Below are 16,223 nucleotides of genomic sequence, written 5' to 3'. Positions count from 1 at the left end.
CAGCAGCGGCACCGCGAGCGCCGCGCCGAGCGCCGGCCCGGCCTCGGCCACATGGTCGGCCAGCCGGGGGTGGGCGGCCCCGGCAGCGGCTGCACCCAGCCGATCTGCCACCGATCTGGTGACGGCGGCGTGCAGCGGCCGCAGGTCACGGTCGGCGGACAGCGTCAGCAGCGCCGCCGCGAGAGCCGGAACGGCGAACGCCGTCCTGCCGTCCCGGCCGACAGTCATCACCCGGTCCCTGACCAGGCCGTCCAGCGCACGGCCGGCAGCTTCGGGCAGGCCGCCCAGCGGTCGCACGCGGTGCAGGTCGTCAAGGCGCAGCTCGGCCCGCTCGACCAGCCGGGCGAGCACGGCCGCCATCCTGACCGTGTCGGCATCAGGTGGCGCGTCCGGCCAGCCGAGCCGGCCCAGATCCGCGACGTCCGGGGTGAGGCGCAGCCCACCCTCCGGCACGGTCAGACATATCCGCCCGTCGAGTTCGAGCAGGCCGCCGCGCTCCTCCAGCGAGGCGAGCACCGACAGGACGGCCGCCGGGCTCCCCGCCAGCGGGCCCAGCGAACACAGCACCGCCGTCACCAGACCGGGCTCGACGGGTCGGCCGAGGCGCCGTACGACCAGCTCGCCGGCCTCGGCCGACGACAGCGGCGGCAGTTCGAGCACCCGGTCGGCCGCCGCAGCCAGCCGCGCGACGCCGACCTGCCCGGGGCCCTGCGGTCTGGCGGCCATCACGACGGGCACACCCGCCGGCCGGAACACGCGCAGCAGCAGCCCCAGAGCGGAGGCTGTCGGAGCCGGCATCCGATGGGTGTCGTCGACGATCAGGGCGTACGGAACGTACTGAGCCGCGTCCGCCAGTGTGTCGCCCAAGGTGGCGAGCAGGGCCACCTCGCCGCCACGGGCGAGGGTCTGCGAACGCGCCGCCCGGCGCACCGTGGTGACGCGTACGAGCTGACGACCGTCATGGATCTTGGCCAGTACGCCACAGACGGCGTCGGCGAGGGCACCCGTACCTGCCGGGCCCCGCGTGGCTTCCCAGCCGAGCCGCTGCACCTTGGTGCCCTCCTCGGCCACGGCCCGCCGCGCCTCGCCCAGCACGGCGGTCTTGCCGGCTCCGGCCGCGCCCCTGACCAGCAGGATCCGCGCGGCGGTACCGGTGGAACGCAACAACGCCGCCACGTCCTCGACTTCGCCGGGCCTGCCGACGAGAGGTGAACGGTACTGCTGCACGACAACTCCTTGGTTGGCTCCATTCTTCACGTCGACCGACGCGTCGAGACCGCGGGTTTGCGCGAACTTCCCGAACAAGCCATCGTCATTTCCGACAAGTTGACCATGATGGCAAAGTCCAGGACCGGGACCCATCAGGTACGTGCGCTATCAAGGATACGGTGAATCCAGTGGCTGCCCGGAGAGACACCGAGTTCGTTTTCGGCGGCACGTCCGCGCGTTTCCACGCAATGGGCGACAGCCTGCTCGGCCGGGAGCGGGAGTCGGCGGAAGTCGACGGCCTCCTCCGCGATCCGACCGGGCCGAAAGTGGTGGTTGTCCGGGGGGAACGGGGCGTCGGGCGGAGCGCGTTCACGCATGCCGCTGCCGAGCGGCTGCGGGCCGAGGGCGTCGCGGTCCTGCCGGTGACCTGCGTTCCCGACGACGCCGAGCGTCCTCTGCTCCTGGCACTGCGGCTGGTCATGGCTCTGGAGGAGCACCGGACGCCGGGGCGCCGGCCGGCCGCGTCGAGACCTCGGCCGGAGCACAAACCGGCGGCAGCAGCGGCTGTGGCAGCGGTGAAAGAGGGCGACGGCGGGGCGATGGCCGAAGCGCTCGCCGCCGCTCTGGCCCAACCGGTGCCCACGGCCGTCGTTGTCGATGACGCTCAGCACGCTGACACCGAATCCCTCGCCCTGCTCGGCAGATTCGACTTCGAGCAGGTGCTGTCCGGCACCCGGCTGATGGTCACGGCGGGGCGGCACATCGGGCCGTCGGGCCGTACCGCCCGGCCCGCCCTGACCGGCCCGCACTCCCTCTACCTGGAACGGCTGGCCCGCCACCGGGCCGCGCACACGATCGTCCTGCCGCGTCTCGGGCAGGCGGATGTCACCGCGCTGGTGGCACGGCGGCTGCGGGCGGTACCCGACGCGGGCCTGGTACGTCGGGTGTACCGGCTGAGCCGTGGGATTCCCGGGGTGGTCGACGCCCTGCTCGCCGAGTGGGTCGGACGCGACGCGATACGCATGGCCGACGGCCACGCCTTCCTGGGCGTCGGAACGCCGGCGCCAGTGCTGCCGGACGGCGACAGGTACGTCCTGGCGCTGCGGGCGCTGGGCGAGCCCTGCTGGACGGTGGCCTCGGCGCTGAGCATCCTGTGGCCGCTCGGCCGGCCGACCGTAGAGCTGCTCGCGATGTCAACCGAGCTGTCCACCAAGGCTGTTGACCACGCCATTCGCACGCTGGTGGACGAGGGAATCGTAGACGAACTGCACGAACCGAACGAACCGACCGGTCGGGGCGGAACAGTGGTACGGGGGTGGTCCTTCCGCGTACCACTGTTGGCACACTCCGTCCGGGAACGGCTCGGACCGCTGGAGCGGGGCCGACTGTCCGCCGCCGCGGTGGAAGCGCTGTGGGCGGACGGGGCAGCGGGAGCCATCGGGTCCTCGCACGGAGCACCGGCGGCGGTGCTCCTCGACGAGGCGGACGCGCAGACGTATCTGCCGGACCGGATCGCCGAGGCGGGCGTCCTGGTCGACCCCGAACGCGCGGTCGCGGAACTGACCACGGCGGCAAGGGCGTTGTACCCCGATCTCGACCGCCGGGGGATGCTGCGTTGGTACCTGGGGGCGGTGCGCCTCATCGAGGAACCGTCCACCCGCGCCCTGACGGTGCTCCGATGCGGTCAGGCAGCCCACGGCTGCGGCGACTACGCCACGGCCAGGGCAGCGGCCGAGGGGATCGTGTCCGCCCCGGCCGAGGGTCTTGACCCGCCGACACTCTACGAAGCCGCGACGCTGCTGGTGGCGTCGGCAGCCGCGGAGAGGGACTGGCCCGCGCTGTCCCGGATGAGCGCCGCTTCCTGGTGGGACGGACTGCCACTGCCCGTCGTCGCCACCGTGTCCGGCCGTGTCCAGGCCCTGTGGCAGTTGGAGAAATGGCAGGAAGCACTGGCCCTGCTCACGCAGACCGAGCAGTTGTGGCAGACGACCCCTGACAGCCGCGCCCTGCTGGAACTGTTCAGCGTAGTGGCCGAGTTCGTGCTGGGCCGACCGGACCGGTTCATGCGCGTACTGACCATGCCGCCGGTGCCCGAGCTGCCGCGCGCCAAGGTGTTCGCGATCGCCATCGCCCAACTCGACGTGGTGCTCGGTACCGGTGATCTGCGGCGGGCGAGAGCCTTGCTGGCGGCCCGAGGTCTGGCCGTGGAACTCCTGCCCCTCTGCAGCCAGTTCCTTTTGTGGCACCTTGAGGGCCGGTGGGACGAGGCGCTTCCGGCGGCGCGGCGGCTTCTGGTCAACGGCGGGGTGCTGAACGTGGTCCCCGGGCATCAGCTGATCCCCGCCCGAACGGCTGCCGTTCTCCTCGCGAGGGGGCGCGTCACCACCGCCGGCCGTCTGATCGGCAGCGCACGCGGACAGGGCGACGGGCCTCTCGAACACGTCCTGGACCACGCCGAGGCCGAGGTTCTGCGGACCGTCGGCGACCTCGGCCGTGCCGAGGAGATATTGCGGCGCGGGCTGAGCGCGGCGGACGACCGCGGATCCGTCTACGGCACCGACGAGTTGTGGGCCTCCCTGGCCGAGGTGCACGCGGAAGCCGGACACACACGTGAAGCGTTGGCCTGCCTGGAACGCCTTGAGCGGCTGGCGCGGCGGATGGACAGCGGCCGGACCCGGCTGCTGTACCTGCTGACGTCCGCGCGGGTGTCGCAGCCGAAGCCCCAACCCGCCGCCAAACCAGCGCAGTTACTCGAAGCGGTCGAACTGGCCCGCGAACGGGGCCAGATGTTCGAAACGGCGGTGACGCTCACCGCCGCCGCTACCGCCACCGCCACCGCCACCGCCACCGCCACCGCCACCGCGCAAGCGAACGCGGGCCCGGCGGCGCTGCTGCACGAGGCGTACGAACTGTTCGGCGAGACCGGTGCCGCGCTGTGGCGCTTCCGCACGAGGGCCGCGATGCGCGAGACCGGTGTTGTCGTGCCCGGTCGCAGGCAGGCGACAGCGGAGAACGAGCACCTGCTGGCCACCCTGCTCGCCGAGGGCCTTACCAACCGACAGATCGCCGGCGTACTACGGCTCACTGAGGACGCGGTCGCGAACCGCCTGTCCCGGCTGTTCGCACGCACCGGCATGCGATCCCGCACCGAGGTCGTGACCGCCGTGCTCGGCGGCGGGCCGCTGAGCACGGAGGGCCGCTGAGCACGAGCCGCTGCTGAGCACGGGCCGCCGCTGACCGTGGACGACTCCTGACCGCACGTAACGCTGGACCCCTCGGCCGAGCCGACTGGCGACAGATTTCCCTGCCCTTGACGCACGAGTCCCCGGAGGGAGCGGATCGGCGCAACTGCCCGTGGCACGATCACCTTCCGGAGCGCAGGAACCACTTGAGTCCCAGATGGAGAGGGCACATGCCTCAACAGGTACTCACGGACACGGTGCGCGTCGCGACTCACGCACCTGACGCCATCGTCCGCGCGGGGCTGGTCAGTTACCTTCAGAACGACCGCCGCACCCGTGAGGTCCCGCCGGACAAACTGCGGGAGGCCGACGTCATCGTGGTCGCCGTGGACATCGTGGGAGCCTCGTCCCTGGAACTGCTGGGGAACCTGTGCGACAAGCCCGACGCACGCTTCGCCATGGTGGTGGGAAAGCAGTGGCAGGCCGACGTGTCGGCCGCGGTCGACCGCGGGGTCCGCGCCGTGCTGTGGCACGACTCCTTCAGCCCGGCGACCTTCATCCAGACCCTGCTCACCATCGCGGACGGCGGCGGCAGTCTCCCGCCCAGCCTCCAGGGCACCCTGATGGAACAAGTCCGGTGGACTCAAAGGGAAGTTCTCGCTCCACGGGGCCTGACAGCGTCCGGGGTCAGCCCTCGCGAGGTGGACGTACTGCGCCTGGTCGCCGAGGGCAAGGAACTCTACGAGATCGCGACGAGGCTGTCCTACTCCGAACGTACCGTCAAGTACATCCTCTACGGCCTGATGAAGCGCCTGCGACTGCGCAACCGCGCCCACGCCGTCTCGTACGCCATACGCGCCGGCCTGATCTGACTCCGCCTGTCAGGGATTCCAGAACACACCAACTTGCACTTGGTCGAAGCGTCGCGCTGCCAGATCGTTCCGCCGGATCACCCAGTGGACGGAGGTTCCTTCCCTGCCGCTGATGCCGGGATCCCATTGGGCGAGCAACACCCAGTCCTCGCCCGGCTGCTCCGCGGCGAGCGAAGCCGCCTTCGCGACCGGGTCGATCTCGGTGTACTCGTCCCAGGCGTATCCGCCGATCTGCAGCGCCCCGGGGGTGGTGATGTCCTCCTCCTTGTCCAGCCACACCGCGAGCAGTTGCTCGGAGTGCGGGTGCCCGGGGAGCGGTGCGCTCCAGGGTTCGTCGGGGAGCTCGATCCAACAGTGGTACGGCAGGGACACGTTGGCGGCGGCGATAGTCAGCGGGCCTTGCGGGAAAGCCTGGCAGACCTCCCGGTAGTCGGGGATCTCGGCGAAGAAGTGGGCATCCTTCGCCCGCTCTTCGACGGCCGCACCGGCCGGTATGTAGACCACCTCCCCCATGGAGGCAATCTCCTCGTTGTCGGGAAAGGCGAACAACAGCAACTGTCCGTCGGGGGGCAGCGGGAGATCCGTCACGCCCTCGGGCAGGGCCGCACAGTCGATGGAGGCGACGAACGGGAACCGGGGATCCGGGGTGTCGACGGGAAGCATCAAAGGGCCGCCGAACTGGGCAACGACCGGTCCGTTCCGGGCCTCGGACAGCGTTGCGCAGGGCCGGGCTATGCCGATCCACCGTTCCACATCGTCGGACGGAATTCCCCGGGCAAGTGCCTCTTCGCGGAATGGGCCGAGCTTGTCCAGCATCTCTGGCTTCATGCGAGAAACGTACCGGCAGGCACTGACACACTTGCCCTCAGAGATGAGCCGAGCTTGCCGACATGGAGGTCGAGTGTGAACGGTCCTGGTCCTACCGAAGTCGCGATCCGCGTCGCTGAAGAAGCGGACCTCGACGCGGCAGCCGGACTGTTCCGGCTGTACCTCGACTTCTACGAGGTGCAGCCGCAGGACCCGGACCGGCCGCGCGCCTTCATCGCCGAGCGGCTGAAGGAGCGGGACTCCCTGATCCTGCTCGCCTCCGCGCCCGAAGCCGCCTCCGCGTCCGCCTCCGAGGCCGGGGCCGGGGCGCTCGGGTTCGCGCAGGTGTATCCGATGATCTCGTCACTCGACATGGCACCGTCCTGGCTCCTGAGCGACCTGTACGTGTCCCCCGCCGGCCGCCGCCGCGGTGTCGGCAGGGCGTTGGTGCGCGACGTGGTCCGCAGGGCGCGCGAGGCCGGGATGAGCGGGGTGCAGCTCGACACCGCCTACGACAACCACACGGCCCAACACCTCTACGAGGCGGAGGGGTTCACCCGCGACCCCTTCCACATCTACCTCCACGACCTGCGCCGAGCCGACGGCCACACGACCTAGGGCCTTCCGTCGTCAGCCGAAGTCGTCGGGGACGATGTGGAGTTTCTCCGCGATACGGGCGAGAGCTTTCTGGTCCGTCGTGTTGAGCGAGTCGAGGACGGTGCGGCGAACCGAGCGCAGGTGGGTGGGCGCCGCCAGACGCACGATGTCGAAGCCGGCTTCGGTGAGTTCGGCGAGGGTGTAGCGGCCGTCGGCCGGGTCGGGCGTCCGTACGACCCAGCCGCGCTGTTCGCAGCGTTTGACGACGTTGGACAGGCGGGAGAGCGACCCGCTGGCGAGGAAGGCGAGTTCACCCATCCGCAGCTTGCGCTGCGGGGCCTCGGAGAGATGGCTGAGCACGAGGTACTCGAACAGGGTCAGGCCGTGTTCCTGCCGCAGCGGCGACTCCAGCTTGCCGGGCAGCAGCAGGACGAGCGAGATCAGCCCCGTCCATGCCGCCTTCTCCTGCTCGTCGAGCCATCGCAGCTCCTTGTCGTCCGCGACATCCTCGTGTCCGCCCGTGTCGCTTGTGCGCCCTGCCGTGTCGCTCATGGATCTTCCTTCCCCTCCCGTGAAGCCCGTCATCACTTTGCGCTTGAAGTCATCGCGCGCTAGTCTCACTTTACGCGTGAACTCATCGGAGTGAAAACGCACCCCTGCGAACAGGAAGAAGAAGCATCATGAGCACCGTCACTTTCGGCGTCACCCCGGGCTTCGGCGAGAAGCTGCACGCGGCCCTCGGCTACAGCGGGGCTGTCCGCGTCGACGACCGGGTCGAGATCTCCGGCCAGGCCGGGGTGGATGACGACCTGGTCGTCCCCGACGCGCTGGAGGACGAGATCGTCCTGGCCTTCGACAACGTGGAGCGCACACTCGCCACGGTCGGCGCGACATGGAAGGACGTCATCCACGTCAACTCGTACCACAAGGTGGCGCCGGGAGATGACGTCATCGGCGACGACCACAACAGGGTCATGGCCGAGCAGTTCCGGCGTCGCCTCGACGGCCGCGCGCCGATCTGGACCGAGACCGGTGCGACGGTCCTCGGCCTCGCCGCGATGCGCGTGGAGATCCGCGTCACCGCCATCGTCGGCTCCGGGAACTGAACCACCGGTGGGCGGCCATGCGGTGGTCGCCCCACCGGGCAGCGGCTAGGCGGCCCCCAGGCCGCGCCTAGGCCGCGCCTCGCCAGATCGTCAAGTCGCCGTCGAGGAAGGCGAGGTCCGGGATGGCGGTCGACTTCGTCCCGACCACGAACAGCGCGATGTCCCCCGCCGGGTCCTTGATGCAGATTTCGGTGCCGCGTGCTGCGGCGGCGAGCGGGAGGCGGTGCTGCTTCGAGTGGTTGACGATGAGACGGCACTCGTCGAGGGTGGTACCCGGGTCGCCGAAGATCTGGACGAACAAGCTCGCGTCGCTCTCCAGCGCACAGTCGTAGGACCGGCAGCCGAAACGGATATCTCCCTTGTCGGCCTTCGTTTTTTTGCGTGGGTTCTTGAGGCTCAACGGCTCCTTCGCGTCCAGCGTCACCTGGCCGTACCCCTCGGGTCGCGGATCCGAGGGCGACGCCGGGGAGGACGGCGAACTGCCGGCCGCGTTTTCACCGGCGCCCACAGCTCCCGAGGACTTCGAGGAGTCCGCCGCATCCCCCGCATCCCCCGAATCTCTCGACCTTCCGGAATCCGACGAGGATCCGCGCGTGGAGGCCGGCGAGGACGCCGACGAGTCGGCGGTGTTCCGGTGATCGTCGTCCCGGCCCGTCGCGTCCATGACTCCCCAGGCCAGGAGCCCCACCAGCAGCACGCCTCCCACCACACCGGCGGCCGTGAGCAGCGCGGTACGCCGCCTGCGTACCTTCTGGTCCTCCAGCGTCGGCGGTATCCACCCGGCCGGGGGGTACGGGGATCCGGTGAACGGCTGCGGGTGCACCGGGGTGGGGGCCGACACCGGCGCCGGCACCGCGATCTCCGGCCCGGTGATCTCCCGCCACACCGCAGGACCACCGCCCGCGTCGGCCGCCGCCAAGCGCTGACGGCACCACTCCACGACCTCCGCCGGGGTGGCCCGCTCCGCCGGATCGGCGGCCAGGCAGCGGGCGAACAGCGGACGCAACGGCTCGGGCAGCAGGTCCAGTTCGGGTTCGGAGTGCACGATCCGGTACATGACCTGGACGCCCGAGCCTTCGCCGTACAGCGGCCTGCCCAGTGCGGCGAACGCCGCCGTCTGGGCGAGGGCGAAGATGTCGGTCGCCGCCGTGACCTCGTCCCCCGACGCCTGCTCCGGGGCCATGAAGGCGGGCGTGCCGATCGCGTTTCCGGTCGCCGTGTACGCGGTTCCGTCGGCGGCCGTCGCGATACCGAAGTCGATCACCCGTGGCCCGTCGGCCGCCAGCAGCACGTTCGACGGCTTCAGGTCCCGGTGGACGACGCCCTCGGCGTGGATGGCCTGCAACGCCTCGGCGACCCCTGCCATCAGCCACAGCACCGCGGGCACCGGCAGCGGACCGTTCTGGGCCACCGCGTCCGTCAGGGACGGCCCGGGCACGTACAACGTGGCCAGCCAGGGCGGTACGCCGTCGGCGTCGGCATCGATCAACTCGGCCGTGTACGCCCCCCGGACCCGCCGGGCCGCCTTGATCTCCCGGCCGAACCGCCGCCGGAAGTCCGGGTCGTCCGCCAGCTCCGGCCGTACGACCTTGATCGCCACGGGCCGGCCGCCCTGGGTGTGCGAGAGGTAGACCCGTCCCATACCCCCCGCGCCCAGCCGGGCGGCGAGCCGGTAACCGGCCACCACCAGCGGGTCGCCCGCCTGAAGGGGCTGGAATACATTCGTCGCGTGATCCATCGGCCTGCTCCCCCCGTTCTGACGCATGGGCCAACGCCAGCAGCCTAACGGGCACGATCATGACGCGGCGGGACCGGGGCGGGGGCGCTGAAGCGGTTGCCACGAAGGCGAGAAGCCCCGGGCCGACGTGGACCGGGGCTTCTCGTCGACGACTGTCGCAGTCAGTGGCAGGCGTGCTGCGTCTCGGCTGTTTCCTTCAGGCGGTTCACCCAGTCCCTGAGGCCCGTGTCGAGGCTTGCCTGGTTGCCGGGGATGTCGGCTTCGGCGGGGGCGCCCGACCAGGACTCCTGCGTGGTGGCGATCACGCCGCCCTTGACCGGCTTGAAGGTGAACAGGTGCACGCCGGCTATGCCGTTCACGGGTGCGGCCCAGGCGGTGCACCGTTCGGTCCTGACCTTCTTGACCGTCGAGGTGACGTGCATGCCCTGCGGGGACCATTCGAAGACCGAGCCCGGCCGCAGCGGGCCCGGGGTCTTCTTCTGGGCCGGGGTGATCTCCGGGATCCACGAGGACCAGTTGTCGATGTTCGTGTGCAGACGCCAGACCGTCTTCGGCGACGCCTTGACGAAGACACTGGCCGTGCTGATCACGGGGGCGTGCTTGTCGACGGTCAGGCCCCGGCATTCCTGGAACGTACGGGCGCTCGGCCGCGCCTCGTCCGCCACCGCGGCCGGCTGGACGGCCAGCGTCGCCGTCGCGCCGAGGGCGGCGGCACCGATGCCCATGAAGAGCCTGCGTCGTGTGGTGATCAGCATTGTTTGCTTCTTTCGGTGTGTGGAGATCGGTGTGTGGAGATCGGTGTGTGGAGAAGGGTGTGTGGAGAAGGGGGTGTGGCGTCTGCAAAAGGGGGTGTGAGGTGTGGGGTGTGAAGTACGGCGGTCAGGCGGCAGCCAGGCGCCGGTGTTCCAGGACCGTGGCCACCGCGTACGCACCGCCACCCGCGACGGTGAGGACCAGGTACAGGCCGGGCGTGCCGAGGAGGAGGGCGGCGGACGAGGTCAGGGCGAGCCAGGTGCCGAGGCTGTAGTGGAGGAGGTTGCGGCGCACCGAGCCTTCCGCGATGTAGATCAGGCCGACGACGAGGCCGGATCCGGCGGGCCAGAGCATGTCGGCCAGGTCGGGCACATCGGTGGTGGCGGTGAGTCCCGTGATGGCGAGGAACAGGGCGGCGAAGGCCACGACCCAGGCGAGGCCGAGGAGCCTGCCGCTGAGCACTTCCGGCTGATCGGCGCCGCGTTGGGCGCGGAGCGCGGCGATCGTGGCGTACACCGTGCCGATCGCCAGACCAATCCCGAGCAGCGTTGTCGGCAGCCACTCGGGCAGCCCGACCAGGGGGTCGTCGCCCCGGGAGAGTGCTGCGGCGCCGTGCCCGAGGAGGTACGCGAGCCCGAAGCAGATGTACGTGGCGCGGTTGTCGATCTGACCGGGTCCGAGGCGGGGGGCGGGGCGGGGGCCGGTGCCGGCGCTGTCCATGGCGGCGGTGCCGGCGATACGCGTGGCAGTGGGAGCGGTCGCGGCGGGATCGGTCGCGGCGGCAGCGGCCGTGGCGGGGCTGGTGGGGGTCATGGCGGTGTCTCCTGGGCAGGGGCGAGGGTTCACACGAGGTGGGACAGGGATACGGCGATGCGCTGGACGATGTCCGCTGGCCAGGGGAACGCCGTGGCGACGGCCCGCTGGTGGGCGAGTGCGTGCAGGCCCAGCCACAGCGCGACCGCGTCGGCGGCCGGGTCGGTGCTGGTGCAGTGCCCCGCGGCGACGCAGTCGCCGATGGAGTCGGCGAGGATCCGCATCGGCTCCTCGCCGACCGTTTCCTCACTCCCGGACCCGGCGAGGGGGTTCCACGACCCGCCGAACATGACGCGGTACCGCTCGGGGTGGTCGTGGGCGAAGGCGAGGTAGGCCAGGCATACGGCGCTCAGCCGCTCCCGTGGATCGTCGCCCGCGCGGTCGAGGGCGGCCCTGATCCGGACGGAGAGTTCGGCGAAGGCCTGCCGTACCACCTGGAACATGAGGGCCGGCTTGTCGTGGAAGTGCGGGTAGATCGAGGGCGCGGCGATGCCGGCTCTGCGGGCGACGGCCCGCAGGGTGACGGCGCGTTCGTCGCCGCCCTCCGCGTCGAGCAGTTCGGCCGTGGCGGCGAGGATGTCGGCGCGTAGCCTGCCGCCCTCGCCCCGCCGGTTCCTCGGCCGGACCCTGGACGGTTCGGCGGCTGCCCCCGTACCCGCAGACGACTCCGCGTCGGCGTCCACACCGGCCCCCGCTTCCGCGTTCATGCCTGGTGCGGGTCAGGTACGAGGATGACCTTGCCCAGGACCGTACGGGACTCGGCGAGTTCCAGCGCCGACGCCGCCTCGGTCAGGGGGAGTTCCGCCGCGATCTGCGGAACCAGGGAGCCGTCGGCCACCAACCGCAGTACCTGGGTGAGGTCTTCGTTCAGCCGCCGCTGCCACATCGCCCGACGGCGGCGGCCCGCCCAGTAGTTGTAGAAGTGGGCGCTCCTGCCGTTGGGCAGGGAGTTCCACGCCGCGAGCCGCGCGAACACCTTCAGCACCGGCAGTTGCGAGTTGCCCTCGTCGTCCTTCGTCGCCGCCGTACCGTACGAGACGAGTGTGCCGCCGCGGCGCAGCAGCCGCCACGACTGTTCCAGGCCGGCGCCGCCGACGTGGTCGAAGACCGCGTCCACGCCGTCGGGTGCGAGCTCCCGGATCTTGGCGTACATGTCGGGGTCGCGGTAGTCGACCGGGGTCGCGCCCAGCTCGCGCACGGTGGCGTGGTGGCGCGGCGAGGCCGTGCCGATCACGGTGATGCCCGCGTGCCGGGCCAGTTGTACGAGGGTGGAGCCGACGCCGCCGTTGGCACCGAGCACGACGACGGTCCCGCCGGTGCGGACCTTGGCCGTCCTGTGCAGCATCTGCCAGGCGGTGATTCCGTTGACGAGTACGGTCTCGGCGGCAGCCGGGGAGACCCCGTCGAGCACCGGCATCAGGTCCTCGGCGTCGACCACCAGATGGCTGGCCCACGCGCCGGTCTTCGTGACGGCCGCGAACCGGCGTCCGGTGAGCGCGGTCTCCACACCGGGCCCGGTCGCGGTGACCGTACCCACCACGTCGTACCCGGGCACGAAGGGGAACGGCGGCTGGTCGTAGTACTTGCCGCGCCGCATCTGCTGCTCGGCGAAGGCGACTCCGGTCGCCTCCATCCGCAGGACGACCTGCCCGGCTGCGGGGTCCGGGAGGTCGCGGGTGGTGACCCGCAGACCGTCCGGCTCGACCTCACCGGGGAGGACGATCTCGGTGACGTGGGTGACGAGCGTCGTTGTGTTCATGAGAGGTCCGATCGGTTGGGCGGGACCCGGTCGGCCCCGCTTGAACTTACGAGCGTAAGGCTACGCACGTTAGGGGTGTGTGCGCAAGAGGCAACGCCCGTAAGGTTCAGAGCGTAAGGTGAAGCCATGAGACCCGACACATCAGCAGCAGCGACACGGAGCCGCGTTCGCAATCGCCGCGGGCAGGGCGATCGGCTGCGCGACGAGATCGTGACGGCGGCGGTCGACCTGCTCGACGAGGCCGGTGACGCGGGCGCCGTCACCCTGCGCTCCGTCGCCCGGCGCGTCGGGATCGCGGCCCCGTCGATCTACCGGCACTTTCCGGACCAGCCCGCCATCATGCTGGCCGTGGTGCGTAACGCCTTCGCCGAGCTGGACGAGCAGTTGGGCGCGGCGGACACTGCTGCGGGCACCTCCGCACAGGCTGCCGCGGACACCGCCACGGGCACTGCCGTAGAGGCTGCCGCGGACACCGCCGCGAACCCGGCTGAGCACTCTGCCGCGAACCCGGCTGAGGACTCTGCCGCGAACCCGGCTGAGGACTCTGCTGACGACGCGCCCCGTGAACGGCTGACGGCCCTGTGCCACAGCTACTTGGCGTTCGCCCGCGCCCACCCCGGCCGCTACCGCGCCATGTTCGGCGGGCTCTGGACACCCGACCTGGACGCGAGTTCCGTGACCGAGGAGGACGTGGCGACCCTCGGTCAGGCCAGCATGCGGCGGCTCGCCGAAGCCCTCGGCAGCTGTGTCGCCGCCGGCCGCGCGACCAGCACCGATCTCGCCGCCGACGCGGTCGCGCTCTGGCTCGGTCTGCACGGTCTCGCCCACCAGCAGGCGGTCGCCCCTTCCTTCCGCTGGCCGCCGGACATCGCCGAGCGGGTCATCACCGCGCTCGCGCACTTCACGGACGTACGGCCGCCGGCGTAGTGGACGGGCCGCTTCCGAGCCTCCGAACAGGACGGACGACCCGTTCGCGGCGATGATGTGAGGGGACGGACAAGCCACCGGCGTGGACATCGGACGCCAGATCGGCAGGCATCGATGGAACGGACGCCGGAGCCGCTGTTCACCGTGGACGACGCCGGACGGGTCACCTCGTGGAGCGACGCCGCCGCCCGGCTCTTCGGCAGTCCTGCGGTACGGGTACGGGACCGTGGCGCGGCGGAGGCCGTCGCCGGATCCGGCGTACCGCTGCGCGCAGTGCCCCGGCCGGATGCCGAGGGGTGGGAGATCTACCCGTACGACGGCGCCGGCTCGGGACCGCGCGCCGCCGGCCCCGACCTGGAGGGCGCGCTCGTACGGGCGCTCTTCGCCGAGTCACAGCTGGGCCTGATCGTCCTCGACCAGGACCTGCGGCTCGTACGGGCCAGCGCCGCGGCCCGGGCGATGTACGGCGACTCGGCCGACAAGCTCCTCGGCAGACCGCTCGACGAGGCGTACGACCTGGAGGACCCGGCGCGGGAGGTCGCGGCGGCCCGCGAGGTACTGAAGACCGGGACACCGGTGTTCTCCCGGCTGGTCACGAGTTTCACCACGGTCCGTCCCCGCAGGCGGCAGTACTACTCCGTCTCCGCCTTCCGCCTGTCCGGGCCGCACGGGGAGCCGCTCGGACTGGCCATGACGCTGCTGGAAGTGACCCGAAGGGAACGCGACCGCGAGCGGGCGGACTGCGTCTCCCGGGTCCGCGAACTCGTCGGCCGCTCCCTCCAAGTGACGGAGAGCTGCCAGCACTTCGCCGACGCGCTGGTGCCCGATTTCGCGGACATCGCTCTCGTCACGCTCACCGAACAGGTCGCAGGTGGCGACTACCCGCCGTTGCGGCCTGTCGACACCGAGAAGCTGCTGCTACGCCGCGCTGCCTTCCGTACGAGCGGGTCCGCCGACGCAGACGCCGAGACCGGTGCCGGTGCCGGTATCAGTATCGGTATCGGTATCGGTGAGGTGAGCGCCGTCGGGGACGAGGCCGCAGTCAACAAGGCGCTGCGCGAGGAGCGTCCGGTACTGGTACGGGCGGACGCCGACGACGAGAGCGGTGACGGCAGCCGCACCGACCCCGCCGACTCCCGGGCCCAGGCCCAGACCCGCGCCCACACCATGATCGTGGCCCCGCTCACCGTCCGCGGCCGGGTGCTGGGACTGCTGCGGCTGCTGCGCTGCGGCGACTCCGAGCCCTTCACCAGGGACGACCTGACGGCCGTCGCGGACAGCGCCACGCACGCGGCGCTCTGCCTCGACAACGCGCGCCGCGCCGCGCACGACCGTGCCCTGGCCTCGACCGTGCACCGCAAGCTCCTGCCGAAGCGGCCCAGCCCGCAACTGGGCATCGACACCGCGTACGTTGCGCTGTCACCCAGCTCGGACAGCCACACGTGGTTCGACGTCATCCCGCTGTCGGGCGCCCGCTGCGCGCTGGCCGTGGGCGAGGTCGACGGCGCCGGGGCGCATGCCCTCGCCATCATGGGACATATGCGTACGGCCCTGCGCGCCCTCGCCGACCTGGAACTCGAGCCGGACGAACTGCTCGCCCGGCTCGGCGACACCGTGACCCGGCTGTCCGACGACCAGCGGACGACGGGCCCCGCCGACGCACTGACCGCCAGCTGCACCTTCGCCGTCTACGATCCGGTGGCGCAGGCCTGCCGCGTCGCCTGCGCCGGACAGCGCGGGCCCCGGGTGATCGGCCCGGACGGCCGTGTCGACCGGATCGACGCACCGGTCGGTCCGCGCCTGGGAGCCCCCGACACCGCGCCGTTCGCGATGGCCGGCCGGAGCCTGGAGAGCGGTACGACCCTCATCCTCGCCGGTGACGACCTGGACCAGGCGCTGAGCACGGAAGTCGTCAGCCGGCTCCTGGCCGTGTACGACTCGGCGCAGGACCTGGCGGACGGCCTGTTCACCCGGCTGGCAGCCAGTCCGCGCCACACGGGCACCGCGCTGCTGGCCCGCACCCACCAACTGTCGTCCGACAACACCGCCGTGTGGGAACTGCCCCAGGAGGACCGGGCCGCCTCCGAGGCCCGCCGGCTGACCCGGCGCTGGCTGACCGGACTCCCCCACCCCGTCTCCGAGGACAGCGTCGACTCGGCGGGCCTGCTGGTGAGCGAGCTGGTCACCAACGCGGTGCGGTACGGCACGCCGCCCATCACCCTGCGGCTCATCCTCGACCAGTCCCTGACGATCGAGGTGGGCGACTCCAGCACCGTGACCCCCGACCTCAGACACGCCAGGGTGACCGACGAAGGCGGTCGCGGGCTGTTCATCGTCTCGCAGATCACCCACAAATGGGGCACCCGCCGCTCGTCCAACGGCAAAACCATCTGGGCCGAACAGCCCCTGGAAGACGAAGACTGAGCCACGCGCACCCGCCCGCCGCCGGCGCTAAGGCGG

14 protein-coding genes are annotated in these 16,223 nt (G+C 71.2%); 6 read left to right on the top strand and 8 right to left on the bottom strand.

The window, feature by feature from the left end:
- Nucleotides 1-1,227, bottom strand: a 1,227-nt coding sequence (locus HY68_RS43680) for an ATP-binding protein (protein WP_041995778.1), incomplete at its 3' end; no start/stop codon positions are given.
- A gap of 170 nt (nt 1,228-1,397) precedes the next feature.
- On the opposite strand from HY68_RS43680, the gene HY68_RS11575 reads away from it, so the two are divergent.
- Complete coding sequence (locus HY68_RS11575) at nt 1,398-4,412, top strand: helix-turn-helix transcriptional regulator (RefSeq protein WP_041987711.1); 3,015 nt, start codon at nt 1,398-1,400, stop codon at nt 4,410-4,412.
- 209 nt (nt 4,413-4,621) lie between these two features.
- Nucleotides 4,622-5,263 (top strand): response regulator transcription factor, encoded by a 642-nt coding sequence (locus tag HY68_RS11570; RefSeq protein ID WP_041987710.1) that lies wholly within the window; start codon nt 4,622-4,624, stop codon nt 5,261-5,263.
- Between the two features lie 9 nt (nt 5,264-5,272).
- On the opposite strand, the gene HY68_RS11565 is transcribed toward HY68_RS11570, so the two are convergent.
- On the bottom strand, nt 5,273-6,079 hold the full coding sequence (locus tag HY68_RS11565; protein WP_041987708.1) for a DUF1963 domain-containing protein: 807 nt from the start codon (nt 6,077-6,079) through the stop codon (nt 5,273-5,275).
- Nucleotides 6,080-6,166: 87 nt separating this feature from the next.
- Between HY68_RS11565 and HY68_RS11560 the strand changes: the two genes are divergently transcribed.
- The gene (locus HY68_RS11560; RefSeq protein WP_241778541.1) at nt 6,167-6,688 is read left to right on the top strand and encodes a GNAT family N-acetyltransferase; all 522 of its coding nucleotides are present in this window, start codon (nt 6,167-6,169) and stop codon (nt 6,686-6,688) included.
- 12 nt (nt 6,689-6,700) lie between these two features.
- Here the strand turns inward: HY68_RS11560 and HY68_RS11555 are convergent, their stop codons facing one another.
- Nucleotides 6,701-7,219 (bottom strand): MarR family transcriptional regulator, encoded by a 519-nt coding sequence (locus tag HY68_RS11555; RefSeq protein ID WP_041987705.1) that lies wholly within the window; start codon nt 7,217-7,219, stop codon nt 6,701-6,703.
- A gap of 128 nt (nt 7,220-7,347) precedes the next feature.
- Between HY68_RS11555 and HY68_RS11550 the strand changes: the two genes are divergently transcribed.
- On the top strand, nt 7,348-7,773 hold the full coding sequence (locus HY68_RS11550; RefSeq protein ID WP_041987702.1) for a Rid family hydrolase: 426 nt from the start codon (nt 7,348-7,350) through the stop codon (nt 7,771-7,773).
- 67 nt (nt 7,774-7,840) lie between these two features.
- Here HY68_RS11550 and HY68_RS11545 read toward each other — a convergent pair whose 3' ends face one another.
- The 5 genes from HY68_RS11545 to HY68_RS11525 form a co-directional block, all read right to left on the bottom strand.
- Nucleotides 7,841-9,511 carry a serine/threonine-protein kinase gene (locus HY68_RS11545; protein WP_041987700.1) on the bottom strand — a complete coding sequence of 557 codons (1,671 nt, stop codon included), beginning with the start codon at nt 9,509-9,511 and terminating at the stop codon, nt 7,841-7,843.
- Between the two features lie 161 nt (nt 9,512-9,672).
- A complete protein-coding gene (locus tag HY68_RS11540; RefSeq protein ID WP_052457077.1) occupies nt 9,673-10,266 on the bottom strand; it encodes an SRPBCC family protein in 594 nt (197 codons plus the stop codon).
- A gap of 124 nt (nt 10,267-10,390) precedes the next feature.
- Entirely contained in the window at nt 10,391-11,077 is a 687-nt protein-coding gene (locus tag HY68_RS11535) for an ABC transporter permease (RefSeq protein ID WP_241778540.1), read from the bottom strand.
- Nucleotides 11,078-11,106: 29 nt separating this feature from the next.
- The gene (locus HY68_RS11530) at nt 11,107-11,784 is read right to left on the bottom strand and encodes a TetR/AcrR family transcriptional regulator (RefSeq protein ID WP_078863548.1); all 678 of its coding nucleotides are present in this window, start codon (nt 11,782-11,784) and stop codon (nt 11,107-11,109) included.
- Nucleotides 11,781-12,836, bottom strand: a complete 1,056-nt coding sequence (locus tag HY68_RS11525; protein WP_041987698.1) for a medium chain dehydrogenase/reductase family protein — start codon at nt 12,834-12,836, stop codon at nt 11,781-11,783. The genes HY68_RS11530 and HY68_RS11525 overlap by 4 nt, the downstream gene beginning before the upstream one ends.
- 126 nt (nt 12,837-12,962) lie before the next feature.
- On the opposite strand from HY68_RS11525, the gene HY68_RS40595 reads away from it, so the two are divergent.
- Nucleotides 12,963-13,763, top strand: coding sequence for a TetR/AcrR family transcriptional regulator (locus tag HY68_RS40595; protein WP_041987695.1), 801 nt, complete (start codon nt 12,963-12,965; stop codon nt 13,761-13,763).
- Between the two features lie 114 nt (nt 13,764-13,877).
- The gene (locus HY68_RS11515; RefSeq protein ID WP_052457076.1) at nt 13,878-16,187 is read left to right on the top strand and encodes a PAS domain-containing protein; all 2,310 of its coding nucleotides are present in this window, start codon (nt 13,878-13,880) and stop codon (nt 16,185-16,187) included.
- Nucleotides 16,188-16,223: the final 36 nt, after the last annotated feature.

This window comes from Streptomyces sp. AcH 505, assembly GCF_000818175.1.
Taxonomy (GTDB): Bacteria; Actinomycetota; Actinomycetes; order Streptomycetales; family Streptomycetaceae; genus Streptomyces.
This window is presented reverse-complemented; position numbering and strand designations above follow the sequence as displayed.

What these genes read in the sequence shown, in the direction of transcription:
- HY68_RS11570 (WP_041987710.1), top strand. Translation starts at nt 4,622, where the DNA reads ATGCCTCAACAGGTACTCACGGACACGGTGCGCGTCGCGACTCACGCA.
- HY68_RS11565 (WP_041987708.1), bottom strand. Translation starts at nt 6,079, where the DNA reads ATGCTGGACAAGCTCGGCCCATTCCGCGAAGAGGCACTTGCCCGGGGA.
- HY68_RS11555 (WP_041987705.1), bottom strand. Translation starts at nt 7,219, where the DNA reads ATGAGCGACACGGCAGGGCGCACAAGCGACACGGGCGGACACGAGGAT.
- HY68_RS11550 (WP_041987702.1), top strand. Translation starts at nt 7,348, where the DNA reads ATGAGCACCGTCACTTTCGGCGTCACCCCGGGCTTCGGCGAGAAGCTG.
- HY68_RS11545 (WP_041987700.1), bottom strand. Translation starts at nt 9,511, where the DNA reads ATGGATCACGCGACGAATGTATTCCAGCCCCTTCAGGCGGGCGACCCG.
- HY68_RS11540 (WP_052457077.1), bottom strand. Translation starts at nt 10,266, where the DNA reads ATGCTGATCACCACACGACGCAGGCTCTTCATGGGCATCGGTGCCGCC.
- HY68_RS11535 (WP_241778540.1), bottom strand. Translation starts at nt 11,077, where the DNA reads ATGACCCCCACCAGCCCCGCCACGGCCGCTGCCGCCGCGACCGATCCC.
- HY68_RS11530 (WP_078863548.1), bottom strand. Translation starts at nt 11,784, where the DNA reads ATGAACGCGGAAGCGGGGGCCGGTGTGGACGCCGACGCGGAGTCGTCT.
- HY68_RS11525 (WP_041987698.1), bottom strand. Translation starts at nt 12,836, where the DNA reads ATGAACACAACGACGCTCGTCACCCACGTCACCGAGATCGTCCTCCCC.
- HY68_RS40595 (WP_041987695.1), top strand. Translation starts at nt 12,963, where the DNA reads ATGAGACCCGACACATCAGCAGCAGCGACACGGAGCCGCGTTCGCAAT.
- HY68_RS11515 (WP_052457076.1), top strand. Translation starts at nt 13,878, where the DNA reads ATGGAACGGACGCCGGAGCCGCTGTTCACCGTGGACGACGCCGGACGG.